24 protein-coding genes are annotated in these 22,369 nt (G+C 70.8%); 15 read left to right on the top strand and 9 right to left on the bottom strand.

The genetic code is table 11. The features are described 5' to 3' along the window. The first annotated feature begins 3 nt into the window (after positions 1 to 3). From IEY87_RS24130 to IEY87_RS24115, 4 genes are all read left to right on the top strand, one after another. Complete coding sequence (locus IEY87_RS24130) at positions 4 to 543, top strand: DUF937 domain-containing protein (RefSeq protein ID WP_225277571.1); 540 nt, start codon at positions 4 to 6, stop codon at positions 541 to 543. A 9-nt stretch (positions 544 to 552) separates the two neighbouring features. Further along, on the top strand, positions 553 to 1,134 hold the full coding sequence (locus IEY87_RS24125) for a Maf family protein (RefSeq protein WP_189141021.1): 582 nt from the start codon (positions 553 to 555) through the stop codon (positions 1,132 to 1,134). A 10-nt stretch (positions 1,135 to 1,144) separates the two neighbouring features. Continuing rightward, entirely contained in the window at positions 1,145 to 1,888 is a 744-nt protein-coding gene (locus tag IEY87_RS24120) for an EI24 domain-containing protein (RefSeq protein ID WP_189141020.1), read from the top strand. Between the two features lie 155 nt (positions 1,889 to 2,043). Further along, positions 2,044 to 3,132: a DUF4192 domain-containing protein gene (locus tag IEY87_RS24115; RefSeq protein WP_189141019.1), complete on the top strand. Its 1,089-nt coding sequence runs from the start codon at positions 2,044 to 2,046 to the stop codon at positions 3,130 to 3,132. On the opposite strand, the gene IEY87_RS24110 is transcribed toward IEY87_RS24115, so the two are convergent. Further along, on the bottom strand, positions 3,129 to 3,476 hold the full coding sequence (locus IEY87_RS24110) for a hypothetical protein (RefSeq protein ID WP_189141018.1): 348 nt from the start codon (positions 3,474 to 3,476) through the stop codon (positions 3,129 to 3,131). The genes IEY87_RS24115 and IEY87_RS24110 overlap by 4 nt on opposite strands. 176 nt (positions 3,477 to 3,652) lie before the next feature. Between IEY87_RS24110 and IEY87_RS24105 the strand changes: the two genes are divergently transcribed. Together IEY87_RS24105 and tnpB are read left to right on the top strand one after the other, a co-directional pair. Next, positions 3,653 to 4,201 carry a DUF1707 and DUF4870 domain-containing protein gene (locus IEY87_RS24105; RefSeq protein ID WP_225277529.1) on the top strand — a complete coding sequence of 183 codons (549 nt, stop codon included), beginning with the start codon at positions 3,653 to 3,655 and terminating at the stop codon, positions 4,199 to 4,201. A gap of 375 nt (positions 4,202 to 4,576) precedes the next feature. Further along, a complete protein-coding gene (tnpB, locus tag IEY87_RS24100; protein WP_189141017.1) occupies positions 4,577 to 5,962 on the top strand; it encodes an IS607 family element RNA-guided endonuclease TnpB in 1,386 nt (461 codons plus the stop codon). A 25-nt stretch (positions 5,963 to 5,987) separates the two neighbouring features. Here the strand turns inward: tnpB and IEY87_RS24095 are convergent, their stop codons facing one another. Then, positions 5,988 to 6,887: a pyridoxamine 5'-phosphate oxidase family protein gene (locus tag IEY87_RS24095; RefSeq protein WP_189141016.1), complete on the bottom strand. Its 900-nt coding sequence runs from the start codon at positions 6,885 to 6,887 to the stop codon at positions 5,988 to 5,990. Between the two features lie 73 nt (positions 6,888 to 6,960). Next, positions 6,961 to 7,407: a VOC family protein gene (locus IEY87_RS24090; RefSeq protein WP_189141015.1), complete on the bottom strand. Its 447-nt coding sequence runs from the start codon at positions 7,405 to 7,407 to the stop codon at positions 6,961 to 6,963. Between the two features lie 117 nt (positions 7,408 to 7,524). On the opposite strand from IEY87_RS24090, the gene IEY87_RS24085 reads away from it, so the two are divergent. The 3 genes from IEY87_RS24085 to IEY87_RS24075 all read left to right on the top strand — a co-directional run bounded on the left by IEY87_RS24085 (position 7,525) and on the right by IEY87_RS24075 (position 9,113). After that, positions 7,525 to 8,178, top strand: coding sequence for a CGNR zinc finger domain-containing protein (locus IEY87_RS24085; RefSeq protein ID WP_189141014.1), 654 nt, complete (start codon positions 7,525 to 7,527; stop codon positions 8,176 to 8,178). Next, positions 8,109 to 8,348 carry a ferredoxin gene (locus tag IEY87_RS46745; RefSeq protein ID WP_308426451.1) on the top strand — a complete coding sequence of 80 codons (240 nt, stop codon included), beginning with the start codon at positions 8,109 to 8,111 and terminating at the stop codon, positions 8,346 to 8,348. Before IEY87_RS24085 ends, IEY87_RS46745 begins: the two co-directional genes overlap by 70 nt. Positions 8,349 to 8,657: 309 nt before the next feature. Continuing rightward, complete coding sequence (locus tag IEY87_RS24075; protein ID WP_189141013.1) at positions 8,658 to 9,113, top strand: nuclear transport factor 2 family protein; 456 nt, start codon at positions 8,658 to 8,660, stop codon at positions 9,111 to 9,113. A 144-nt stretch (positions 9,114 to 9,257) separates the two neighbouring features. On the opposite strand, the gene IEY87_RS24070 is transcribed toward IEY87_RS24075, so the two are convergent. The 3 genes from IEY87_RS24070 to IEY87_RS24060 all read right to left on the bottom strand — a co-directional run bounded on the left by IEY87_RS24070 (position 9,258) and on the right by IEY87_RS24060 (position 12,365). Beyond that, a complete protein-coding gene (locus IEY87_RS24070; protein ID WP_189141012.1) occupies positions 9,258 to 10,199 on the bottom strand; it encodes a YbgA family protein in 942 nt (313 codons plus the stop codon). A gap of 100 nt (positions 10,200 to 10,299) precedes the next feature. Then, entirely contained in the window at positions 10,300 to 11,826 is a 1,527-nt protein-coding gene (locus IEY87_RS24065) for an ATP-dependent DNA ligase (RefSeq protein WP_189141011.1), read from the bottom strand. A 164-nt stretch (positions 11,827 to 11,990) separates the two neighbouring features. Beyond that, positions 11,991 to 12,365, bottom strand: coding sequence for an FKBP-type peptidyl-prolyl cis-trans isomerase (locus IEY87_RS24060; protein WP_189141010.1), 375 nt, complete (start codon positions 12,363 to 12,365; stop codon positions 11,991 to 11,993). 67 nt (positions 12,366 to 12,432) lie between these two features. Between IEY87_RS24060 and IEY87_RS24055 the strand changes: the two genes are divergently transcribed. Continuing rightward, positions 12,433 to 13,257 (top strand): SDR family NAD(P)-dependent oxidoreductase, encoded by an 825-nt coding sequence (locus IEY87_RS24055; protein ID WP_189141009.1) that lies wholly within the window; start codon positions 12,433 to 12,435, stop codon positions 13,255 to 13,257. Positions 13,258 to 13,260: 3 nt separating this feature from the next. On the opposite strand, the gene IEY87_RS24050 is transcribed toward IEY87_RS24055, so the two are convergent. Next, positions 13,261 to 14,700 carry a GuaB1 family IMP dehydrogenase-related protein gene (locus IEY87_RS24050; protein WP_189141008.1) on the bottom strand — a complete coding sequence of 480 codons (1,440 nt, stop codon included), beginning with the start codon at positions 14,698 to 14,700 and terminating at the stop codon, positions 13,261 to 13,263. Positions 14,701 to 14,800: 100 nt separating this feature from the next. Between IEY87_RS24050 and IEY87_RS24045 the strand changes: the two genes are divergently transcribed. Next, positions 14,801 to 15,253, top strand: a complete 453-nt coding sequence (locus IEY87_RS24045) for a GyrI-like domain-containing protein (RefSeq protein ID WP_189141007.1) — start codon at positions 14,801 to 14,803, stop codon at positions 15,251 to 15,253. Here IEY87_RS24045 and IEY87_RS24040 read toward each other — a convergent pair. Beyond that, positions 15,250 to 15,783 (bottom strand): TetR/AcrR family transcriptional regulator, encoded by a 534-nt coding sequence (locus IEY87_RS24040; RefSeq protein ID WP_189141006.1) that lies wholly within the window; start codon positions 15,781 to 15,783, stop codon positions 15,250 to 15,252. The genes IEY87_RS24045 and IEY87_RS24040 overlap by 4 nt on opposite strands. A gap of 90 nt (positions 15,784 to 15,873) precedes the next feature. Between IEY87_RS24040 and IEY87_RS24035 the strand changes: the two genes are divergently transcribed. Continuing rightward, on the top strand, positions 15,874 to 17,103 hold the full coding sequence (locus IEY87_RS24035; RefSeq protein ID WP_189141005.1) for an FAD-dependent monooxygenase: 1,230 nt from the start codon (positions 15,874 to 15,876) through the stop codon (positions 17,101 to 17,103). Here IEY87_RS24035 and IEY87_RS24030 read toward each other — a convergent pair. Beyond that, positions 17,083 to 18,204 carry a CaiB/BaiF CoA transferase family protein gene (locus IEY87_RS24030; protein ID WP_189141004.1) on the bottom strand — a complete coding sequence of 374 codons (1,122 nt, stop codon included), beginning with the start codon at positions 18,202 to 18,204 and terminating at the stop codon, positions 17,083 to 17,085. The two genes, IEY87_RS24035 and IEY87_RS24030, sit on opposite strands and share 21 nt — an antisense overlap. A 154-nt stretch (positions 18,205 to 18,358) precedes the next feature. Here IEY87_RS24030 and IEY87_RS24025 point away from each other — a divergent pair, with 154 nt between their 5' ends. The 3 genes from IEY87_RS24025 (at position 18,359) to IEY87_RS24015 (ending at position 22,369) form a co-directional block, all read left to right on the top strand. Next, on the top strand, positions 18,359 to 19,909 hold the full coding sequence (locus tag IEY87_RS24025) for a serine/threonine-protein kinase (RefSeq protein ID WP_189141003.1): 1,551 nt from the start codon (positions 18,359 to 18,361) through the stop codon (positions 19,907 to 19,909). After that, entirely contained in the window at positions 19,906 to 20,889 is a 984-nt protein-coding gene (locus tag IEY87_RS24020; RefSeq protein WP_189141002.1) for an NAD(P)-dependent oxidoreductase, read from the top strand. Before IEY87_RS24025 ends, IEY87_RS24020 begins: the two co-directional genes overlap by 4 nt. Positions 20,890 to 21,010: 121 nt before the next feature. Further along, a complete protein-coding gene (locus IEY87_RS24015; RefSeq protein ID WP_189141001.1) occupies positions 21,011 to 22,369 on the top strand; it encodes an FAD-binding oxidoreductase in 1,359 nt (452 codons plus the stop codon).

Raw genomic sequence — 22,369 nt, 5'->3', positions numbered from 1 at the left:
CTGATGGACGAGCTGCTCGCCGAGCTCGGTGAGCCCGGCCTGGAGCAGATCGCCGGGATGCTCGGCACCGACCTCGCCACGGCCCGCTGGGTCATCCAGGCGGCGGGCGGCATCATCGTGGCGGGCCTGGCCCGTGGCGCTGAGCACCCGGAGGGCGCCGAGGCGCTGCGCTACGCGCTGGACGAGCACATGGACACCGACCCGTTCAACAGCGACGTCGCGTCGCTGACGCGCGACGGCCAGCACATCCTGGCGCACGTGCTGGGCGGCCAGGGCGTCGAGTACGTCGCCGAAGGGCTGGCGCGGCTCGCCGACGTCGACGTGGGCGGCCTCATGAAGGTGCTGCCGCTGCTCGCCCCGATGATCATGTCGCTGTTCGCCGGCCGGGCCGGCATGGACACCAGGACCATGACCGCCGACCTGCGCCGGGAGCGTGCGGCCGGTCCCGCCGGGCTGGAGGAGCTGATCGGCGGCATCCTCAACGGCCTCTTCGGCGATCCCGTGGCACCGGCCGCAGGCCGTGAGGGGGCGGGTGACCGGTAAGCTGACACGGTGATCGTCCTGGCCTCAGCCTCCACCGCCCGACTGGCCCTGCTGCGCAGCGCCGGCCTCGACCCCAAGGTGATCGTGAGCGGGGTCGACGAAGAGGCGTTCACCGCCCACACCCCCGCCGCGCTCAGCCTCGCCCTGGCCAGGGCCAAGGCCGCCGCGGTCGCCGAAGGCCTGGACGAGGGCCTGGTCATCGGCTGCGACTCCATCCTGGAGCTCGACGGCCGCCCCTACGGCAAGCCTGCCACCACCGACGAGGTCATCGAGCGCTGGCGGATGATGCGCGGCAGGACCGGCCGCCTGGTCACCGGTCACTGCGTGATCGACGTGCCGTCGGGCCGGCAGGCCGCCGAGGTGGCCACCACCGTGGTGCACTTCGGGCAGCCTTCCGAGGAGGAGATCGCCGTCTACGCCGCCACCGGCGAGCCGCTCCACCTGGCGGGGGCGTTCAGCATCGACGGGCGCGGCGGCTGGTTCGTCGACGGCATCGACGGCGACCACGGCAACGTCCTCGGCATCTCGCTGCCGCTGCTGCGCACCCTGTTCGACGATCTCGGCTACACGGTGACGGCGTTCTGGCGCTAGCCTGCCGGGCATGCGAGCAGTGCGCGACTTCGCCTCCGGTGTCGGCTTCTTCATGCAGGGTGTGGGCTGGGTCGCCAGAAACGGCCGCTGGTGGCTGTTCGGTCTGATTCCGGCGGTGATCGCGTTCGCCGTCTACGTGGTGGCGTTGATCCTCCTCGGCAGGAACGCGTCCGCCCTGGCGGAGTTCCTCACGCCGTTCGCCGACTCGTGGGCGTGGCGTGAGTTCTTCCGCACCACGGTCGCCATCGCCATCTTCCTCGGCGGGCTGGCGCTGGCGGTGCTCACCTTCGCCGCGCTCACGCTGACCATCGGCGAGCCGTTCTACGAGAAGCTGTCGGCCAAGGCCGACGTGCTGGAGCAGGCCGACGAGCAGCCCTGGTGGCGGACGCTGCCGCGCTCCATCAAGGACAGCCTGATCACGCTGGCGTACGTGCTGCTGTTCACCGTCCCGCTGTTCTTCCTCGGGTTCATCCCGGTGTTCGGGCAGACCGTGGTGCCGGTGCTCGGGGCCGCCGTCTCGGGGTTCTTCCTGACGATCGAGCTCACCACCCTGGCGCTGGAGCGCCGGGGGATGGCACGGAAGGAGCGCTTCGCCCTGCTGCGCCGGAACAAGGCGGTGGCGCTGGGCTTCGGCGTGGTGGTCTTCCTGCTGTTCCTGGTGCCGTTGGTGGCGGTCATCGCGATGCCGGCCGCCGTCGTGGGCGGCGCCCTGCTCGTCCGCCAGCGCCTCACCTCGGCACCGGAAACGCCGTAGACGGCGCTCTTTCCACCTGCGCTGTACGTCTTTCCCCTCGGGTCGTGCGCCCCTTCGGCGCTCTTTCCACAGGCTGTACGTCACCGCCGGCGTTCGTCCACAGAACCCGGTTCTGTGCCTTCGAGGGATGCGCCGCTCCGGCACTCTCCTTGTCCATGACGACCAACGCCTACGAGCCCTGCCTCACCCTGACCAGCCCCGCCGATGTGCTGGCCGCCGTGCCCTATTTGGTGGGGTTCCACCCGGTGGACAGCCTTGTCGTGATCGGCCTCGATCGCGGCCGGGCCAAGGTGGCGGCCCGCTGGGGGCTGCCGCTGCCGCCGGGCGCGCTGGCGCCGCTCAGGCCGCTGTTCGAGCGGGAGGCGGTGAGCGAGGTCGTCGTGGTCGGCTACGGTCCCGGCGAGCACGTCACCCCCGCCGTCGACGAGGCCAGGGGGCTGGCGGAGCAGGCCGGGGTGGAGGTGGGGGAGGCGCTGCGCGCGGACGACGGCCGTTTCTGGTCCTACGTCTGCGACAGCACGCTGTGCTGCCCGCCCGAGGGCACCCCCTACGATCCGAGGTCCAGCCGGATAGCGGCCGAGGCGACGGTGCGCGGCCTGGTCGCGCTGCCCGACCGCCAGGCCCTGGAGCACACGATCGCGCCCGTCACCGGCCCCGTCCGGGTGGCGATGCGCAGGGCGACCGCCGAGGTCGTGCGCGACCTGCGCGCCCGGCTGACCGCCTGCGGCGACGCCGATGCCTTCGCGAAGGAGTTCACGGCCGAGGGACTCGCCAGGGTCCGCGCGGCACTGACCGACGGTGGCCGCCTGGACGACGTGGCGGCGGCCAGGCTGGGCCTGGACCTCGCGGTGATCAGGGTGCGCGACGAGGCTTGGACGCTCCTTGAGGAGTGCCACGCCGGGCTCTGGAAGGATCTCACCCGCCGCCTGGAGCCGCCCTTCGTGCCGGCGGCGGCCTCGCTGCTCGCCATGGCCGCCTGGCGATCAGGAGACAGCATCCTGGCCACCATCGCCCTTGAGCGCGCCCTCACCGCCGACCCGCACTATTCCATGGCTAACCTGCTCATGCACGCCCTGCAGCACCTCATGCCCCCGGGCATGCTCAGCGGGCGCCTGCCGTCCCCGACGGAGCTCGACACCGCCATGGGCGAGGCTCGGGCCAGCTGGCTGCTCCCACTGCTCGACCGGATCGGCGACGACGATCCGCCGCCAGGGGACGGGGGCGTCGATGTCACACGTGGTTAGTCCAGGGTGCCCTCTTCACGTTTGCGACGGTCGTTGTAGGCGCGCATGCGCTGGGGATAGCCCGTGAGCTGCACGTCATAGACCGGTAAGGCAAGGTCCCGGGCCACTTTGCCGATCACCGCGGGGGAGCCGACCCTGCGCCTGGTCCATTCGCCGTCATCGGCGACGGCGACGGCCGTCGTGTCGGTCGCGAACGTCTCGGGTTCGACGTAGAACTCAACGCCACGCCGCGAACGGGCGAAGGCGATGAGCGCTTCGATGTCGGCGTCCGTCGCCTCACGATCGTACTTCGCGATCTTCGGGCCACGCCGCCGCCGGAGGCCGTAACGGTCTCGCCATCTCATGGATCCTTTTTATACCGTCAACCGGCTCAGCGCGTCGGGGTGATCTAGGGGTTACCTCCGGGATTCACCCGATGCCACATCTCTTGGCCGTACCGCAGTATGGGAGATGACAGTCCGACCGAAGGAGAGGCATGGCTCTTATGGCTGGGGTACCCACACCATCGAAGCCGGGACAGGTGCCGCCAGCACATCTGCGCGTCACCGACCAGGATCGCGAGCACGTGGTCGAGCACGTCCAGGCCGCTTACGCGGAAGGCCGTTTCGACAAGCTCGAATTCGACGAGCGGCTGGAGCGCGCGATGACGGCGCGCACGCACGGCGACCTGATGCCCATCATGTCGGAGCTGTACGGCACGCGGTCGGTGCCCCGGCTGGCTCCGCCCGCGCCCCTGGCCGGTAAGGAGACGCCGCCCGAGAGCAACGAACGCCTCGGCGCGTCCGCGGCGCACCTGCTCGCCCTCCTCGGGTTCCCCATCATCGGCCCGCTCATCATGCTGCTGACGGGCGGCAAGACCTCGCCCTACATCCGGCGCCACGCGATGGAGGCGCTCAACTTCCACCTCACGGTCACGGGCGCCACCTTCCTGCTGCCGTTCACCGTCATCGGCATCGTGCTCCTGCCGGTGATCTGGGTGGCCGCCATCGTCCTGTCCATCGTGGGCGGCGTCGCGGCCCTCTCCGAAACCGCCTTCCGCTACCCGCTCACGGTCCGGTTGATCAAGTAGTCCCGCTTTTCCGTACTCGCAACCCGCCTTCGCACCTTGAGGGCGGGTTTGTCGTTGCCAGCCCGCCGGTCTCCGCAGTCAGGTGTGGTGCTGCAGGAGGGTTGGTAACCGCTGTGGTTCGTATCAGTGTTCGTCAGTCTTCATCTGGGTTTCTGCAGCGCGATCGCGTTCTGTCACGTGGTGATCGGGGTTGGCTCAGTGGCTTGCGAGCTGGTGGACGGCATGACGAAGCGTTGTAGGGCCCGCGGCTTTGCGCCGCGCCTGCCCCACCCTTCGCCGTCACAATGTGCATGCAAAACATTACTCAACGTACGGTCATGCTGGTAGAGTCGTTCGCACACACTCTCGAATATGCGAGGGAGGGGGCGCGTCATCATGCGGGTCGTGCAGGCCTACCGTTTCGCGTTGGACCCCACCGCGCGCCAGGCCGCCGTGCTGGCGTCGCACTGCGGGGCGGTGCGGGTGGCGTTCAACTGGGGTCTGGCGCAGGTGAAGGCGAATCTGGCGCAGCGGGAGGCCGAGCGCTCCTACGGCATCGCCGACGACCTGCTCACCCCGGCCCTGTCCTGGTCGATGTACAGCCTGCGCAAACGCTGGAACCAGGTCAAGGACGAAGTGGCGCCGTGGTGGGCGGGCAACTCCAAGGAGGCCTACGCGTGCGGGCTGGCCCGCCTGGCCGACGCCCTAGCGAACTGGCGTGACTCCCGGCAGGGCACGCGTAAGGGCCCGAAGGTGGGGTTTCCCCGGTTCAAGGCCAAACGCCGTGCGGCCCGGTCGGTGCGCTTCACCACCGGGACGATCCGGCTGGACGGCCACACCCACGTGGTGCTACCGGTGCTGGGCCGGCTTAAAACGCACGAACCGGTCGGCAAACTCGCCCGCTTGCTCGCCGGGGGCGGGGCGCGGATCGCCTCGGCGACGGTGCGGTGGCAGGAGGGCCGCTGGCACGTCAGCTTCACCGTGCACACCGAACGAGCGGTGGCCGCACCTGCCCGGCCGGACGCGGTGATCGGGGTGGACCTCGGTATCAACACGCTGGCGGTCTTCTCCGACGGACGCCCGCCGGTTGCCAACCCCCGCCACCTCGACGCCGCCGCACGCAGGCTGCGCCGTCTGTCGCGGGCGGTCTCCCGCAAGCGCGGCCCGGACCGGCGCACCCGGCAACGGCCGTCGAAGCGGTGGTTGCGGGCGAACGCGGCCCGCAACCGGGCGGAGTATCGGGTGGCGGCGCTGCGCCGCGACGGCATCCACCGGCTCACCACCGGTCTGGCCCGCACGTACGGCACCATCGTGGTCGAGGACCTGCACGTGGCCGGGATGATCCGCAACCGGCGGCTGGCCCGTGCCATCTCCGACGCCGGGTTCGGGGAGATCCGCCGCCAGCTTGCCTACAAGACCGGCTGGAACGGCGGCCGGCTGATAGTGGCGAGCCGCTGGTTCCCCTCCTCCAAGACGTGCTCATCCTGCCAGGCAGTGAAAGCCAAACTGCCGCTACGGATGCGCGCCTACGTCTGTGAGGGGTGCGGCCTAACGCTGGACCGTGACGTGAACGCCGCGCTCAACCTCGCCTCTTTGGTGGAGCGTACGGTCGCCGGGAGTGGCCCGGAGACCGAAAACGGACGCGGAGCCGACCGTAAGACCCCGCCTGGCGGGGCAGGTGGCCGTGAAGCGTCAACCCCGCACCGGACACTCACTGCCCGGATCAGACGGGGACCTTCGCCCACCACGGGCGAATCACTGAGAATCCTTGAAACTCAATGAACGGTCATGTCGACGGTGACGCGCATCATGATTCCTTGTGGGCGGGATTGAAGCGGGAGTACTTGCCGAACGCCCAGCGCTGCCCGGTGGCGCCGGTGACCTGAACGACCCGTTCGACGTCGAAGTCGACCAGCCGCTGGGCGCCGGGCACCGCCGCGGCCCGCTCCGGCGACCAGTCGACGCGGGCGCGGCCGGTCAGGTGCAGGGTATGGCCGCGTTCCCAGTCGACGAACAGCTGGCCGCAGCGCGGCTCCAGCTCAAGGTTGCCCAGCGTCATGTACATCGAGTTGCCGATGTAGTCCGGCCAGGTGAGCCGCCGGTCGCCGGTCACGGTGACGAAGCCGGGGTTGCCGCCGCGGTGTGACGCATCGGCGCCCAGCCCGGCCGCGTGGGTGGCCACGAAGAACGTGTCAGCCGTGCTGATCCACCGCACCTGGTCGGCGTTCAGCGTGCGGGTGGTGAGCGCCGCCGAGGTCGTCGCGGGGAGGTCATCCTCGGCCACCGTGCGGGTCTGGATGTATTTCGGGCAGTTCGCGTACACCTGCTCGGTGTGCACGAGGAGCCGGTCGCCGTCCTTGCGGGCTCTGCCGTTGACCCGCATCCTCCGGCGGCTGGCCGGCTCGATGGCGAGCATGCCGATGTCCCGCTCGCTGTCGAAGCGACCGGCGAGCGGATCACCGTCGCGAGGCAGCGCATGCGCGACGACGGTACGGGTCGCGGGCGCGGTGGTGAAGCCCTCGGGGCCGGTGAGCAGGCCAGCCCAGACCGTCCCGTCGTCGTCGGCGGCGGCGATCACCAGCATGCGCTGCCGGCTGAGGAACTCCGCGGCCACCGGTGGGATGACGGCGCTCACGCCGGCCGACCCCCGGCCGTCACCGGTGACGCCGGCCCGGCGCTGCACGAGTCGTTCGCCTTCGTGACGCATGACTGGTCCGCCTTCGTGACGCATGACGCTCCTTGGTCGGGTCCGGGCCGCATCGGCCCCCGGATCGCTGGCTCTAGAAGAACCCGCACGTCGGTGCGCCCTGCGTGGGCGCTGGTGCGGCATCGGCGCCGGCCGGGGCGTAGATCTCCAGGCGGATGCCGTCGGGGTCCGTGAAGAACACACCGCCGGAGGACGCGCCCTCGCCATGCGGGACGATCCCGTCGTAGACCAGCTCCGCCCCGAGCTCGCGCAGGACGGCCTCAGCGCGCTGGACAGCCTCGAGGTCGGGCACCTGGAACGACAGATGGTGCAGTCCGGGCAGGCCGGTGGCGAAAGCGCCCTCGCTCTGCTGCCACAGCGTCACCTGCAGGGTGCCGTCGCGGCCGAGGAAGGCGAACTTGCGTGTGCCCTCGGTCTGTTCGCCGAAGATCTCGAAGTTGAAGACCTGCCGGTAGAAGGCGATCGAACGGGCGAGATCGGTCACGTTCAGGCCGACATGGCCTGTCTGGAGCGTGCTCATGCGGAACCTCCGGGGTCCGTCGATGACAGACTATTTTCTAATGGCTAAACTGGCCATCTAGCGTTAGATGATGGCGGATGTTTCTCACGGCGTCAAACGGCCGGTACCGTTAGAAGCATGGAAGTCGCCGATCTCCCCAGTGGCGGAGCCCCGCTCCTCGGCGAGCCGTTGCCGATCGAGCTCGGCAACACGGCCTATGCGGTGCGCGGCCAGCCCCGGGAGGGCTTGGAGACCGCCGAGCACCTGGCCGCCTGGTTGCGTGACGTACGTTCACGCCTCGCGATCCCCTTGACGGACGCCGACCTGCTCGACGTGACCGCCGACGACCTGCGCCTCACCCTGGGGTCCCGGGAGGCGATCCGGCGCTTGGCGGCCGGAGCCGCAGCCGGCCACCGCCCCGACCCCGACGCGGTCGAGACACTCAACCGCCACGCCCGCCAGGCCCCGCGCTGGCACGAACTCCGCCTCGAACGAGACGGGACCGGCCTCCAGCCGGCCGGACAGGACGCGGGCGGCACAGATCGGCCAGGGCAGGCCGAGACGCAGGTGGTGGTGTGCACCGCCGGCCGACCGGTGGCAGCCGTGCTCTCGGCACTCGCCGAAGACGCGATCATCCTGTTCGGCGGATCGTCACGACACAAGGTGTACGCCTGCCAGGGACCTGGCTGCATGCTGCACTTCGTCCAGGAGACGCGGCGCGAGTGGTGCTCGGGCGGCTGCGGCAACCGCGCGCGAGCGGCCCGCCATTACGCCAAGGTGCGACGAACCTGACCCTCTGCCAGACCCATGCTCAGTGCGTCTTCGCCGCGCCAGAGGTGTTCTCCCTAGATGAGGACGACGCACTGGTGTACGACGCCACGCCGGACGACACCGACCAGCGCGCCCTCGACGAGGACGTCCGGGCGTGTCCCGTACAGGCCATCACCGTGGACGGGACCTGACGGCGGATGGTCCGCCCGTCCGGGCTGAGGGAGGGGCCCGATGTCGGATGGCCCGCCCCTTCGGGCTGACAGGACCTGACGGCGGATATCCCGCCCGGCCGGGCTCTGCGCCCCGATCTGACGGCCAGGTCATGGCGGCTGTCGGGGCCGGGGGTGGGCGAGGCCATGTCTGCTTGTGTCGGCGGCGGCGCTCGACATGCCCGGCCGTCGGCTCCTGCCTGACCGCCTGCTCGCCCGTCGCCTACGATCGCCTCATGATCGTCAGCACAGACCGCCCGATCGCCGTACGTTGATCACCAAGGAGTACGCATGACGCGCCCGCCTGTCCCGCCCTTCACCGCCGAGACCGCCGGCGCCAAGGTCCAGTCCGCCGAAGACGCCTGGAACACCCGCGACCCCGAGCGCGTCGCGCAGGCGTACACGCCGGAGTCGGTCTGGCGTAACCGCGACCAGTTCGTCGCCGGCCGCCAGGAGATCGTCGCCTTCCTGACGCGCAAATGGGCGAAAGAGCTCGACTACGCGCTCCGTAAGGAACTCTGGGCCTTCACCGACGACCGCATCGCGGTGCGCTTCCAGTACGAGTCGCATGACGCCGACGGGCAGTGGTGGCGCAGCTATGGCAACGAGTTGTGGGAGTTCGACGAGAACGGGCTGATGGCACGCCGGGAGGCCAGCATCAACGACCTCCGGATCACCCCCGCCGAGCGCAGGATCTTCGGCCCCCGCCCGCAGGACGAGTACGGCCTGCCGTTCCCCCTGGCCTGACCGGCCCCCGGCTGACCACCCCTGCCCGACTCGCCTGCCCGGTCCCCGCCCGTCCAGGGTCGGCGGCCCGCCGGTCGATGTCCGGCTCGTCCGAGCGTGGTCAGCGTGCGGTGAGGTTGCGAGGGCCGGCTCATGCGAGCGGGGTCAGGGCGCGATGTGGTTGCGCAGGGCCAGCTCGTCTGGGTACGGGCGCAAGTATGTCTGCTCCTGCAGGTAGGCCGCCTTCTCGCCGCGTGCGTGGTGCCGGAGCAGGGCTATGGGCACGCTCAGCGCCACCTGCCTGTCCCGGTACGACTCGATCACGTCGAGAAGATCGTCGCGGCGGAGGCCGTCGAGGTCCAGCATGCCGAGGCAGTGCTGCAGGGCGTTCACGTGGCGTCCGACCGTCGTCCGGTTGGCCAGCGCCCGCTGGAACGCCTCGGCGTACTCGACGGCGAGGCGATCGCCAGGTCGGGTGCCGGACGCGGCGGCCAGGCGGCCCGTCTCCTGGTACGAGGCGTGGGACATGATCTGCATCTTGTGCCTGGCCTGAAAGGCCATCAGATCGCGGGGCCGCCAGTCGCCGTCGAGCAGGGCGCGTAGCCGGGCATGGGCGAAGACCCGTTCGACGAACGCCTCACGCAGGACCGGGTCGTGCAGCCGGCCTTCGTCCTCCACCGGCAGCAGGGGGCAGGCCGCCAGCACCGCGGCCGCGAACAGGCCGCGCTGCCGGTGGTCGACGACGGTGGGGCCCCGGTGCAGGGCCACGCCGTGGACTCCGCAGCTCGGGCTCTTGGCCTTGAAGACGTAGCCGTCGGCGTCCAGTCGCGCGATGCGGGAGGCGGCCAGCGTGCCGATCGACTCGGTGTGGTCCTGACGCGTCTTGCCGGTGATGAGGCGGGGGCCGCCCGGTGCGTACTCAAGACGCAGCGTGTCGCGGGGCGTGCCCAAGCCGATCTCCATCTCCGGGCAGATGGGCACCCAGTCGACATGCTCCGAGAGCAGGTGACGCAGGAAGCGATCCTGGCTGTGGCCGCCGTTGTACCGCACGGGCGCGCCGAGCAGGCAGCTCGAGACAGCGATCCGCGGCCGCTGACTGTCCCTCATCCCTGCCTCCTTCCCCGAACCGTCGCGGCAACGCGACCCAGGCGAAAGGGCATCGGCTGGAGGTGTCAGACCATGCTGACGGTGTCAGACCATGACGGTGTCAGAGCATCAGGGAGCGGACGGTTTCCACCGTGTCGGCGTCCTCGGCGCGTTTGTCGGGGCGGTAGCGGAGGACCCGGGCGAAGCGCAGTGCCATGCCGCCGGGGTAGCGGGGGGAGCGCTGCACGCCGTCGAAGGCGATCTCCACCACCAGCTCGGGGCGCAGGGGAACCGTCCACTCGTCGGCGGGGCCGGTGGCCAGCTCCAGGAAGCGCTCGGTCTGCCAGGCGAGGAGCTCGTCCGTCAGGCCCTTGAAGGTCTTGCCGAGCATGACGAAGCCGCCGGTGTCCGGATCGCGGGCGCCCAGGTGGAGGTTGGACAGCTTGCCCTCACGGCGGCCGTGACCCCATTCGGCGGCCAGCACGACCAGGTCGAGGGTGTGCCGGGGCTTGACCTTGATCCAGCCGGCGCCTCTGCGGCCCGCGGCGTAGGGGGAGGTGAGGGACTTGACGACCAGGCCCTCGTGGCCCGCCTTGATCACGTCGGTGAAGAACTCCGTGGCCGCCGTCACGTCGGAGGTGACCAGACGGGGGGTGAGCAGGCCCGGTGGGACGGTCGTGGCGAGGATCGCCTGCCGCTCGGCGTAGGGGAGGTCGAGCAGGTCGGCGCCGCCGACCCTGAGCGCGTCGAAGAAGAACACGTGCAGCGGCGTCTGCTCCCGCAGCCGGGCGACGTCGATCCTGCTGCGGGTGCGGGCGGCCGTCACCTGGAAGGGGTGCGGGCGGCCGTCCGGGCGCAGGGCGATCACTTCGCCGTCGAGCACCAGGTCGTCGACGGGCAGCGCGAGCATGGCCTCCACCAGCTCGGGGATCTGGGCGGTGATGTCGTCGAGGGTGCGGGTGAACACCTTGACCTCTGTGCCGGAGCGGTGCGCCTGGACGCGGATGCCGTCGAGCTTCCACTCCAGGGCCGCCGGGGTGCCGGCCTTCTCCAGCGCGGCGGCGACCTGGGGGACGCTGCCGGCGAGCATCGGGGAGACGGCGCGGCCGACCTCCAGCTTGAAGGCCCGCAACCGCTCCACTCCGCCGGCCAGCGCGGCCGCGCCGACCGCCGGCAGCCAGCCACGCAATGTCAGCGCTCGCCGCACGTCGGCGGACGGGGCGCCCGACGCCTTGGCGATCGCCTCGATCATCACGCCGTCGAGCGCGCCCTGTCGCAGCTCGCCGCCCAGCAGCTTGAGCATGAACGCCTGCTCCTGGCTGGTGAGCCCGGCGAACAGCTGCGTCACCAGGGTCTTGCGGGCCGCCTGCGAGCCCTGGCCGGACACCGCCTTGATCTTGCTCAGCAGGGCGTCGACGTCGGTGAGCGTGGCCGTGGCGGCCAGCTTGGGGCTCGGCAGGTCCTGCAGCCCGCGCCAGCCCACGCCGACCTGGCGCTGCGGCAACTCGCCCGACAGGTAGGAGATGGCGATCTCCGCCTCGTCGGCGCCCACCCGGCCGAGCGACTCCGCCAGGTGGCCGATCTTGCCGAGCCGCGCGGACGTGCGCGTCACCGCCTCGGACACCCGGACCACGTCGATCAGAAGCACACCGCTATGTTGCCTCAACCCGGCGACAATTCCGCAACCCGGGCAACGCCGTAACCAAAAGGCCGCGCCCGCCCGAGGACGAAAGCCGGGTCAGGGCAAGCACCGGCCGAAGAGGTGGGCAGGGGTTGGGTGCGGGACCCGGGTCCTGCCCACCGGGTGGCGGGTTAGCGTACGCCGAGGAGGTCCACGACGAAGATGAGCGTCTCACCCGGCTTGATGCGGGCGCCGGCGCCGGCGTTGCCGTAGCCGAGGTGCGGCGGGATGACGAGCTTGCGGCGGCCGCCGACCTTCATGCCCGCGACCCCCTGGTCCCAGCCCGCGATGACCCGGCCGCCGCCGAGCGGGAACTCGAAGGCCTGGCCGCGGTTCCAGGAGGCGTCGAACTCCTCTCCAGTGGAGAAGGCGACGCCGACGTAGTGGACGCTCACGGTGTGACCCGGCTTGGCCTCGGGGCCGTCCCCCACGGTGATGTCCTCGATCTTCAGGTCGGCGGGCGGGTTGCCCTCCGGGAAGTCGATCTCCGGCTTCTCGAGTGCCACGAAGTGCTCCTGATGACGATGGGAATGAACCCGACGACTCTATGCGCTCGGGATATGGTCATCGTCCATGGCCACCCTTTCTCCCGATGCGATCCTGCTCACCGGGCGCGTAGCCGTGGTCACCGGAGGCGCCCGAGGGATCGGCCGGGCCATCGCGGAGGCGTTCGAAGTCTTCGGCGCACACGTCGCGGTCTGTGACCGGGACCTGCCAGAGCGGGACGAGTCAAACCAGGATCGGTCGGATCGAGGCCAAGCGGACCGGGGCGGACAAAGCGGGGGCGAGGGGAGTGCCGGGCTGGCGATGACGTTGGATGTGCGGGATCCGGTGGCGGTGGGGGTGTTCGCGCAGGCGGTGGCTGAGCGGTGGGGCCGGGTGGACGTGCTGGTCAACAACGCGGGCGGGACGTTCCACGCGCCGTTCGCCGAGGTGTCCGCCAAAGGCGAGCGGACGCTGATCGAGGAGAACTTCACCCAGGTCACCGGCATGATCCGGAGCATGCTGCCGTTCATGGGCGCGGGCGCGTCGATCATCAACATCACCTCCAGCGAGGCCCATCAGGCGGCGCCCGGGTTCGCCGTCTACGCGGCGATGAAGGCGGCGCTGGAGAGCCTGACCCGGTCGCTGGCGCTGGAGCTGGCCCCGCGCGGCATCCGGGTGAACGCGATCGCCCCCGACGCCCTGCCCACGGCGGGGGAGTCGGGGGTGCGGGAACGCATGCCGGCCGGCCCGTTCGAGCCGGTACGGATCCCGCCGCTCGGCCGGTTAGGCGATCCGGGCGACGCGGCGGGCGCCGCGATCTTCCTGGCCGGCGATCTGGCCAGGTTCGTCACAGGCGTCACCGTGCACGTGGACGGCGGCATCCACGCGGCGGGCGGCTGGCGGCGGGTCTGACGGTCACCAGCTCTGGTGCAGGGGCATGCCCTCCGCGTAGCCGGACGAGCCCTGGATGCCGACGACGGCTCGCTCGTGGAACTCCTCCAGGTCCGCCGCCCCCGCGTACGTGCACGAGGAGCGCAGCCCGGCCACGATGGCGTCGATCTGGTCCTCCACGCTGGGCCGCCGCGGGTCGAGGTACATCCGTGAGGTGGAGATGCCCTCCTCGAACAGCGCCTTCCTGGCCCGGTCGAACGGACTGTCCTCGGCGGTGCGCAGCCGTACGGCGCGGGCGGAGGCCATGCCGAAGTTCTCCTTGTACTTGCGGCCGTCCGCGTCGGTGCGGGCGTCGCCCGGCGACTCGTACGTGCCGGCGAACCAGGAGCCGATCATCACGTTCGCCGCGCCGGCCGCGAGGGCGAGCGCCACGTCGCGCGGGTGGCGCACGCCGCCGTCGGCCCACACGTGCCGGCCGAGCCGCCGGGCCTCGGCCGAGCACTCCAGCACGGCGGAGAACTGCGGCCGGCCGACGCCGGTCATCATCCGGGTGGTGCACATAGCGCCCGGGCCGACGCCGACCTTGATGATGTCGGCGCCCGCGTCGGCCAGGTCGCGCACCCCGCCGGCGGTCACCACGTTGCCCGCCGCGACGGGCACGCCGGGGTCGAGCGCCCGTACGGCCGTCAGGGCAGAGATCATCTTGTCCTGGTGGCCGTGGGCGGTGTCGACGACCAGGCAGTCGACGCCGGCTTCCAGCAGTTCCTTGGCCTTGGCGGCGACGTCGCCGTTCACGCCGACGGCGGCGGCGACCCGGAGCCTGCCCCGGGGGTCGAGCGCCGGGGTGTAGAGGGTGGCGCGCAGGGCGCCGGTACGGGTCAGGATGCCGACCAGGCGGCCGTCGCCGTCCACGATGGGCGCCAGCCGGTGCCGGCCGTCGTGCAGCCGGTCGAAGGCGGCGCGCGGGTCGAGCCCGGCGGGCAGGGTGAGCAGCTCGCTGGACATCACCTGGGCGAGCTGGGTGAACATGTCCACGCCCTGGCAGTCGGCCTCGGTGACAACGCCGACCGGCCGGTTGTCCCAGTCGACGACGATGACGGCGCCGTGCGCGCGCTTGGGCAGCAGGCGCAGGGCCTCGCCGACGGTGTCGTGCGGGGTGAGGGTGAGGGGGGTGTCGTGCACCAGGTCGCGTTTCTTGACCCAGTCGACGACGTCGGCGACGACGTCGAAGGGGATGTCCTGCGGGATCACGGTGATGCCGCCTCTGCGCGCGATGGTCTCCGCCATCCGGCGGCCGGCCACCGCGGTCATGTTGGCCACGACGAGCGGGATGGTGGTGCCCGTGCCGTCGTGGGTCGAGAGGTCTACCGCGAGCCGGGAGGTGACCGCCGACCGCGACGGGACCATGAACACGTCGCTGTAGGTCAGGTCGTACTGCGGCTCCATGCCGTTCAAGAATTTCACGTTCATCCATCTTATGAGGTGACAGGGGGCACTAGAGGATTTCCCCCTTTCTCGGTGGCTTATGATCGGGCCGGGTACTTACCGGGGGATGGAGAGGCGTTTGGACGTCACGAATCGGGACGAAGTGATCGTCGTCGGCTTTGCCGTACGCACCATGAACGCCGACGAGCTGGACCCGGTCCGGGCGAAACTGCCCCCGTTGTGGCAGCGAGCGGGGGCTCCGGGAGCGTTCGCGCACGTGGCCGGCCGCGTCGACGAGCGCCTGTACGCGGTGCTCACCGACTACGAGAGCGACCACCACGGCGCCTACACCCAGATCGTCGGCTGTGCGGTGCGCACGGTGCCGCGGCTGCCCGAGGGCATGGTCGCGGTGCGCGTGCCCGCGGCCAGGGTGCTCAAGGTCGAGGCGCGCGGGCCGATGCCGCAGGCGATCATCGACGCCTGGCAGCAGGTGTGGAAGCACACCGAGTCCGGGGGCGCGCCCGCCCGGTCCTTCACCACCGACCTCGAGGTGCACCACCCCGACGGCGCGGACCTCTACGTCGCCGTCTAGCCGCTCGTCATCCCCAGCGCCGCCAGCGCGGCCGCGACGGCGACGGGGCGCACCTCGGCCGTCGGCAGGTGCGCGTACACCACCGTGCAGTCGGCCATCCCGCCGAGCGCCACGGTCGCCCTGATGTGCTGCTCCTGGGTGATCTCGGGGCCCAGCAGCAGCGAGATGATCTCCCGCCGCCAGGCGAACATGCGCCCGGCCAGGTCGGTGCCGGACAGGACCGCCAGGTCGCGCACCAGCATGACCAGGACGTCCCGGTGCTGCCAGCTGAGGTCGAAGTAGTCCTCCAGCAACGCGCGGGCGTCCCCGGGCTCGCGCTCGGCCACGAACCGGTCCAGGTCGTCCACCAGCGGCTGGATGATGCTCCTGACGAGGTCCTCGCGCGAGGCGAAGTGGTAGTAGAGGGCGGGCTTGGTGATGCCCAGCTCGTCGGAGATCTGGCGCAGGCTGGTCTGCTGCACGCCCTGCCGGACGAACAGCTCCCGCGCCACCGCCTGGATGCGCGCCTTGGTGTCACTCGGCCTGGCCATGGGACCACCCTAATCCTTACCTATCGTTAAGTAAGTCCTTGTGCCCACGGCCGACCGTGACTTACCATCCGTTAAGTAAGGAGGTTCGCCATGAACGTTCTCATCTCCGGTGCCAGCGTCGCCGGTCCCGTCCTGGCCTACTGGCTCACCCGATACGGCTTCAGCGTCACGGTGGTGGAGCGCGCGCCCGCGTTACGCAAGACCGGTGGCCACGCCGTGGACCTGTTCACCCCGGCCATGGAGATCGTGCGCAGGATGGGCGTCCTGGACCGGATCCAGGAGGCGAAGACCGGCGTCGAGTGGATGACCATCTGGCCGGAGGGCCGCGACCGGCCCGTCGAGCTGGAGCTGCGCAAGCTGATGTCGGGGGTGTCCGACCAGCACGTCGAGATCATGCGCGACGACCTGAGCGAGATCCTTTACGACGCCACCCGCGACGACGTCGAGTACGTCTTCGACGACTCCATCACCTCCATCTCCGAGGCCGGCGAGGTGACCTTCGAGCGCGCCGCCGGCCGGACGTTCGACCTGGTGATCGGCGCCGACGGCCTGCACTCCAACGTGCGCGGCCTGGTCTTCGGCCCGGAGTCTCGCCACACCACCTGGATCGGCGCCTACCTGGCCGTCCTGTCGGTGCCCAACCATCTCGGGCTCGACGGCCGGATCGAGAGCTTCAACGGCATCGGCAGGATCGCGGCGATGTACGGCGCGGCCCGGATGCCCGACGCGCGGGCCGTCTTCCTCTTCAGGACGCCGGAGCCGCTCGACTACCACCACCGCGACGTCCCCCGGCAGAAGGAGCTGCTCCGCGAGCACTTCGCCGGCGCCGGCTGGGAGGTGCCCAGGCTGCTGGAGCGGCTCGACTCCGCCTCCGCCTTCTACTTCGACTCCATCACCCAGCTCCGCCTGGACACCTGGTCGCGCGGGCGGGTCACCCTGGTGGGCGACGCCGGCTACTGTCCCGGCCCCGCCGTGGGCGGCAGCACCAGCCTCGCCGTCGTCGGGGCGTACGTGCTGGCGGGCGAGCTCGCCGCGGCCGGCGGCGCGCCCGCGCGGGCCTACCCCGCCTACGAGGCCGAGCTGGGTGAGTACGTACGGCGCAGCCGCGCGTTCGCCGTCGGGATGGCCAGGCGGCTCATCCCCGGCGGCCGTGGCGACCTGTGGGCGATGGTCCAGGGCATCCGGCTGCTCAACCACCTTCCCACCGGGCTGACCAAGGCCGCGAGCAAGCTCAGCGCCAGGAGCGTGCGGCTGCACGACTCGTTCGCGCTCAAGGACTACACCCGGTATGAGGTCGCCTCAGGCCAGCACCCCCTGTGAGCGCAGCTTGTCGGCCCGCTCCGCGCCGATCCCCCAGGAGGAGAGGTCATCGAGCCTGGTCGCGGGGGACAGGTCCTGGGGCGGCGTGCCGAGCAGGCGCGGCGCGGGCGCCGGCTGGCTCTGGCCGCCGACCTCCACGAAGGCGCCCCGGGCGGCGTTGTGCGGGTGCTCCGGGGCCTCGGCCATGGACAGCACCGGCGAGACGCACGCGTCGGAGCCCTCGAACACCGCCTCCCACTCGGCCCGGGTCCTCGTCTTGAACTCCTGTGCCAGCCGCTTCTTCAGCGCCGGCCACTGCTCCCGGTCGCCCCGGTCCGGCAGGTCCGTCAGCCCCATGAGGCTCACCATGGCCGCCCAGAACTGCGGCTCCAGCGAGCCCACCGCCAGGTGGAGGCCGTCGGCGGTCTCGTAGGTGTCGTACATGGGGGCGCCGGTGTCGAGCAGGTTGGTGCCGCGCGGACCCCAGCCCCCGCCGCGCACGCCCTGGTAGAACATCGCGAACAGGATGGCGGCCCCGTCGACCATGGCCGCGTCGATCACCCGCCCCTGGCCGGTGCGCCCGCGCTCCAGCAGGGCCAGCAGCACGCCGTAGGCGAGCATGAGGCCGCCGCCGGCGAAGTCGCCGAGGATGTTGATCGGCGGGGTGGGCTTGTCGCCCTCGCGGCCGAGCATGGACAGCACCCCGGAGATCGCGATGTAGTCGATGTCGTGCCCCGCCGTCGGGGCCAGCGGGCCGTCCTGTCCCCATCCGGTCATCCGGCCGTAGATGAGCCGCTCGTTCACCGCGTGCAGGTCGGCGGGCCCGATGCCGAGCCGTTCGGCCACGCCCGGCCTGAAGACCTCGATGACCACGTCGGCGCCCCGGGTCAGGTCCTTGAAGGCGGCCACGCCCTCCGGCGACTTCAGGTCCAGCCCGATCGTGTGCTTGCCGCGGTCCATGACGTCGGTCCGCGGCCGGTCGGAGACCGCGGCCACCCGGTCCACCCGCAGCACCTCGGCCCCGTGGTCGGCGAGCATCATCCCGGCGAACGGCCCGGGTGCGAGCCCGGCGAGCTCCAGCACGCGTATTCCGGCCAGCGGGCCCTGTCGGGCTTCGGACATGAACGACTCCTCATATGACCTCGGGGCGAACGCGACGGCATCAGTAGAACAACATTCGGTAAGCCGTGGCAAGCCGCCTTCCGGACCTGCCGTCAGACAAGCCACGGGTATGGGAAACTTGCCCACTATTGTGGGTGGTCTATAGGGGTAGGACATGGTTTCGGATAGCAGCCGGTTGATCGCCAAGCGCTACGAATTACTACGCGAACTTGGCCGTGGGGCGATGGGTGTGGTCTGGGAAGGCCAGGACACGTTGCTCAATCGGCAGTGTGCGATCAAAGAGGTGGTGCTGCCCGAGGGGCAGTCACGGACGGAGCAGGAGCGGCAGCTCGTGCGGACCGCGCGCGAGGCGCGGACGGCGGCCAAGCTCAACCATCCCGCCGTCGTGGCGATCTACGACGTGGTCGAGGAGGACGGCCGTCCCTGGATCATCATGGAGTTGGTGCACGCCCCCTCCGTCGAGGAGGTCGTCGCCACCTCGGGCGCCCTTCCGGTACGGCAGGCGGCCGACGTGGGCCGGCAGGTGCTGTCGGCGCTGGTCGCGGCCCATGAGCTCGGCATCCTGCACCGTGACGTGAAGCCGAGCAACATCCTGCTGACCGCCGAGGGCCGGGCCGTGCTCACCGACTTCGGCATCGCCACCGCCGAAGGCGACTCCTCGCTCACCAGCACGGGCATGGTGACGGGCTCGCCGAGCTTCCTGGCCCCCGAGCGGGTGCGCGCCGCCGAGGCGGGCCCGGCCTCCGACCTGTGGTCGCTGGGCGCCACCCTCTACGCCACGCTGCTCGGCCGCTCGCCGTTCGAGCGGGGCGACCCCATGGCGACTCTCAACGCACTGCTCAACGAGGAGCCGGACTACCGCCGGATCCCGCCGATCATGCACCCGGTGCTCAAGGGGCTGCTGAGCAAGGAGCCCGAGGAGCGGCTGACCGCGCAGCAGGCCGACGAGCTGCTGGCCGCGATCACCGCGGCCCGGCCCGCGCACGCCGACCAGCTCGTCCCGGAGACGAGCCAGACCGGGCAGCGCAGGGCCAGCCGCGGCCTGATCGCCGCGGCCACGGCGGCGGTGCTGGTCGTGGCGGCCGGCACGGTCACCTACTTCAGGATGGCCGCGCCCGCCGAGGGCACACCGCGGCTGACGCAGCATGTGGCCGCCACCACCCCGGTGCCCAGCCAGACGCCCACGCCCACGGAGAGCGCCACCCCCACGTCCACCCCCACCCCGACGAGCACGCCGACCGTGGTGCGGGCGCCGGTACGGGCCTACACCTCGAACGACGGCTGGTCGATCGCCCGGCCCACCGGCTGGCGGGGCGCGCGCGCCGAGGCGTACACCGAGTGGACCCGGCGCGACGGGAACGGCCACCTGGGCGTCGAGGCCGTCTACGCCAACCTCGACCCGCACCAGCTCCTGCGCGACGCCGAGGAGTCGCTCAGGCGCGACGCCGGGGACGTGCGCAGCATCGGCCGCCGGACGGTCAGGCACCAGGGGGCCAGGGCGGTGGAGTGGGAGTTCACCTGGACCCCCGGGGCGGGCGGCGGCACGGCCTGGGCCGCGCAGGGGATCCGCTACCGCGAGGTGCGGCGCGCCGTGGCGATCGGCGACACGGCCTACATCCTGTCCTGGACGGTCGCCGAGCCTCAGTGGCGGCGTAACGCCAACCTGATGCGCCGGGTGATCGGGAGTTTTACGGTAGGCGCATGAAACCGTGGCACCTGCTGGCGCTCCCGCCTCTGGACGAGGCTCTGATCCGCACGCTCCTCGAACCGCTCGGCGATCGGGTCGAGGTCCGGGTGCCGGCCGCCCGCGACCGGGCGTCGATGCTGGCCGCGCTGCCCGAGGCGGAGATCGTGCTCGGCGACTGGACGGGAACGCTGGCCCTGGACGGCGAGGCGGTCGCGGCGGCGCCCTGGCTGGCGTTCGTGCAGCAGCCCTCGGTCGGCGTGGACGGCCACGACCTGCCCGCCCTGACCGCGGCGGGCGTCCCGGTGGCCAACACCGCGGGCGTCAGCGCCATCGCGGTCTCCGAATGGTGCCTGGCCGCCGCGCTGTCGCTGTCCCGCAAACTGGGCGAGGCGGACGCCGCCGTTCGCGCGGGTGACTGGCCGCAGCAGGGGCTGCGGCCACGTGAGCTGCACGGACGGCGCGTCGGGATCGTCGGCTACGGCCCGATCGGGGTGGCGTGCGCCGCCCTGTTCCGGGCGCTGGGCTGCGAGGTGTCCTATTGGACGCGCACGCCCCGGGAGGACCCCGGCCACACCGACCTGGAGACGCTGCTGGCCACCAGCGACGTGGTGGTCGCGGTGATCGCCCTGACGCCGGAGACCCGCGGCCTGATCGACCCGGCCCGGCTCAAGCAGGGCGCGATCCTGGTCAACGCGGCCAGGGGCGAGGTCGTCGACCAGGGTGCGCTGGTGGCCGCGCTGCGGGCGGGCCACCTGGCGGGCGCCGCGCTCGACGTCTTCGAGACCGAGCCGCTGCCCAAGGACGATCCGCTGCGCGCGCTGCCCGGCGTGCTGCTGTCGCCGCACGCGGCCGGGGTGACGCCCGAGTCCACCGGCCGCCTGATCGCGGTCACCGTGGACAACCTCGTCGCCGCGCTGGACGGGCGCGAGGTGGCGCACGTGGTGAACGGCGTCTCGCCGATAATCCGAAGGAAATTCGCGGATTCGTCTGTTTTGTAGTGGTGCCAGGGGGCACGATCGAGAGTTTTCGTGTCTTTAACGACCCCGGTCTGTTCTGGGCCCAGTCAGGGAGATACCGTCTTCACGACGATCTCTACCGGCTCAAGGGGGTGCTTGTGTGATGACGACGATGTCGACACACCAACGGGCAGTAGAGCACATCCGGCAGTCCTACGCGGACATTCCCGGTGACGCCGCGCCGCGCCTGGCCAAGGCCACGTCCAACCTCTTCAGGTTCCGCGATTCGGGCAAGACCGCCAAGCTGTCGGCCAGGGACCTGGACGAGGTCATCAGCGTCGACCCCGACACGCTGACGGCCGAAGTCCAGGGCATGACCACCTACGAGCACCTGGTGGACGCCACACTGCCGCACGGGCTCATGCCCTACGTGGTCCCGCAGCTCAAGACCATCACCCTCGGGGGAGCCGTGACGGGTCTGGGCATCGAGTCCACCAGTTTCAGGGACGGCCTGCCGCACGAGTCGGTCGAGGAGCTGGAGATCCTCACCGGGGACGGCCGGATCATCGTGGCGCGGGCGGACAACGAGCATCAGGAGCTCTTCCGCGCCTTCCCCAACAGCTATGGCACGCTCGGCTACGCCCTGCGCATCAGGATCAAGCTGCGCAAGGTCGAGCCCTACGTCCGGCTCACCCACATCCGCTTCACCGACGCCGACAAGTGCATGCTGGCCATGCAGGAGATCTGCGAGAGCCGGACGTACGACGGCGAGCCGGTCGACTTCGTGGACGGGGTCTACTTCGACCCGCAGGAGATGTACGTCACGGTCGGCCGCTTCGCCGACCGCGCGCCGTACACCTCCGACTACACCGGCATGCGCATCTACTACCAGTCGATCAAGCAGCGCAACCGCGACTGGCTGACCATCCGCGACTACCTGTGGCGCTGGGACACCGACTGGTTCTGGTGCTCGCGCGCCTTCGGCGTGCAGCAGCCGGTGGTCCGCTCTCTCATGCCGCGCCGCTGGATGCGCTCCGACGTCTACCGCAAGCTCGTCGCCCTCGACCGCCGCTACGGCGTCATCGCGCGGATCGACAGGTGGCGTCATCAGCCGGTGCAGGAGTCGGTCATCCAGGACGTGGAGGTCCCTGTCGAACAGGGCGCCCGATTCCTGGAGTTCTTCCACGACAAGGTCGGCATGACGCCGGTGTGGATGTGCCCCCTGCGGGCGACCGGCGACTGGCCGCTCTATCCGCTCGAACCGGGCAAGTTGTACGTCAACTTCGGCTTCTGGGGCCTGGTCCCGTTGCCTCGGGGACAGTTCGACGGCTACTACAACCGGCTCATCGAGACCTCTGTGCACGAGCTTGACGGGCACAAGTCTCTCTATTCGACGTCCTACTACGGCCGCGACCAGTTCTGGCAGCTCTACAACGGCGACGGCTACTGGCCGGTCAAGCGGGAATACGACCCGGACGGTCGCCTGCTGGATCTGTACGACAAGTGTGTACGGGGAAGGTGA

The sequence above is a fragment of the Nonomuraea glycinis genome, from assembly GCF_014646515.1.
Lineage (GTDB): Bacteria > Actinomycetota > Actinomycetes > Streptosporangiales > Streptosporangiaceae > Nonomuraea > Nonomuraea glycinis.
The sequence above is the reverse complement of the archived record's forward strand: the minus strand, read 5'-3'. Positions and strand labels throughout refer to the sequence as shown.

Bases quoted from the DNA above. Each gene is read 5' to 3' on its own strand.
- IEY87_RS24020 (WP_189141002.1), top strand. From the start codon at position 19,906: ATGAAACCGTGGCACCTGCTGGCGCTCCCGCCTCTGGACGAGGCTCTG.
- IEY87_RS24120 (WP_189141020.1), top strand. From the start codon at position 1,145: ATGCGAGCAGTGCGCGACTTCGCCTCCGGTGTCGGCTTCTTCATGCAG.
- IEY87_RS24115 (WP_189141019.1), top strand. From the start codon at position 2,044: ATGACGACCAACGCCTACGAGCCCTGCCTCACCCTGACCAGCCCCGCC.
- tnpB (WP_189141017.1), top strand. From the start codon at position 4,577: ATGCGGGTCGTGCAGGCCTACCGTTTCGCGTTGGACCCCACCGCGCGC.
- IEY87_RS24035 (WP_189141005.1), top strand. From the start codon at position 15,874: ATGAACGTTCTCATCTCCGGTGCCAGCGTCGCCGGTCCCGTCCTGGCC.
- IEY87_RS24090 (WP_189141015.1), bottom strand. From the start codon at position 7,407: ATGAGCACGCTCCAGACAGGCCATGTCGGCCTGAACGTGACCGATCTC.
- IEY87_RS24095 (WP_189141016.1), bottom strand. From the start codon at position 6,887: ATGCGTCACGAAGGCGAACGACTCGTGCAGCGCCGGGCCGGCGTCACC.
- IEY87_RS24055 (WP_189141009.1), top strand. From the start codon at position 12,433: ATGGCCACCCTTTCTCCCGATGCGATCCTGCTCACCGGGCGCGTAGCC.
- IEY87_RS24040 (WP_189141006.1), bottom strand. From the start codon at position 15,783: ATGGCCAGGCCGAGTGACACCAAGGCGCGCATCCAGGCGGTGGCGCGG.
- IEY87_RS24070 (WP_189141012.1), bottom strand. From the start codon at position 10,199: ATGAGGGACAGTCAGCGGCCGCGGATCGCTGTCTCGAGCTGCCTGCTC.
- IEY87_RS24075 (WP_189141013.1), top strand. From the start codon at position 8,658: ATGACGCGCCCGCCTGTCCCGCCCTTCACCGCCGAGACCGCCGGCGCC.
- IEY87_RS24110 (WP_189141018.1), bottom strand. From the start codon at position 3,476: ATGAGATGGCGAGACCGTTACGGCCTCCGGCGGCGGCGTGGCCCGAAG.
- IEY87_RS24085 (WP_189141014.1), top strand. From the start codon at position 7,525: ATGGAAGTCGCCGATCTCCCCAGTGGCGGAGCCCCGCTCCTCGGCGAG.
- IEY87_RS24130 (WP_225277571.1), top strand. From the start codon at position 4: ATGGACGAGCTGCTCGCCGAGCTCGGTGAGCCCGGCCTGGAGCAGATC.
- IEY87_RS24025 (WP_189141003.1), top strand. From the start codon at position 18,359: ATGGTTTCGGATAGCAGCCGGTTGATCGCCAAGCGCTACGAATTACTA.
- IEY87_RS24030 (WP_189141004.1), bottom strand. From the start codon at position 18,204: ATGTCCGAAGCCCGACAGGGCCCGCTGGCCGGAATACGCGTGCTGGAG.
- IEY87_RS24015 (WP_189141001.1), top strand. From the start codon at position 21,011: ATGACGACGATGTCGACACACCAACGGGCAGTAGAGCACATCCGGCAG.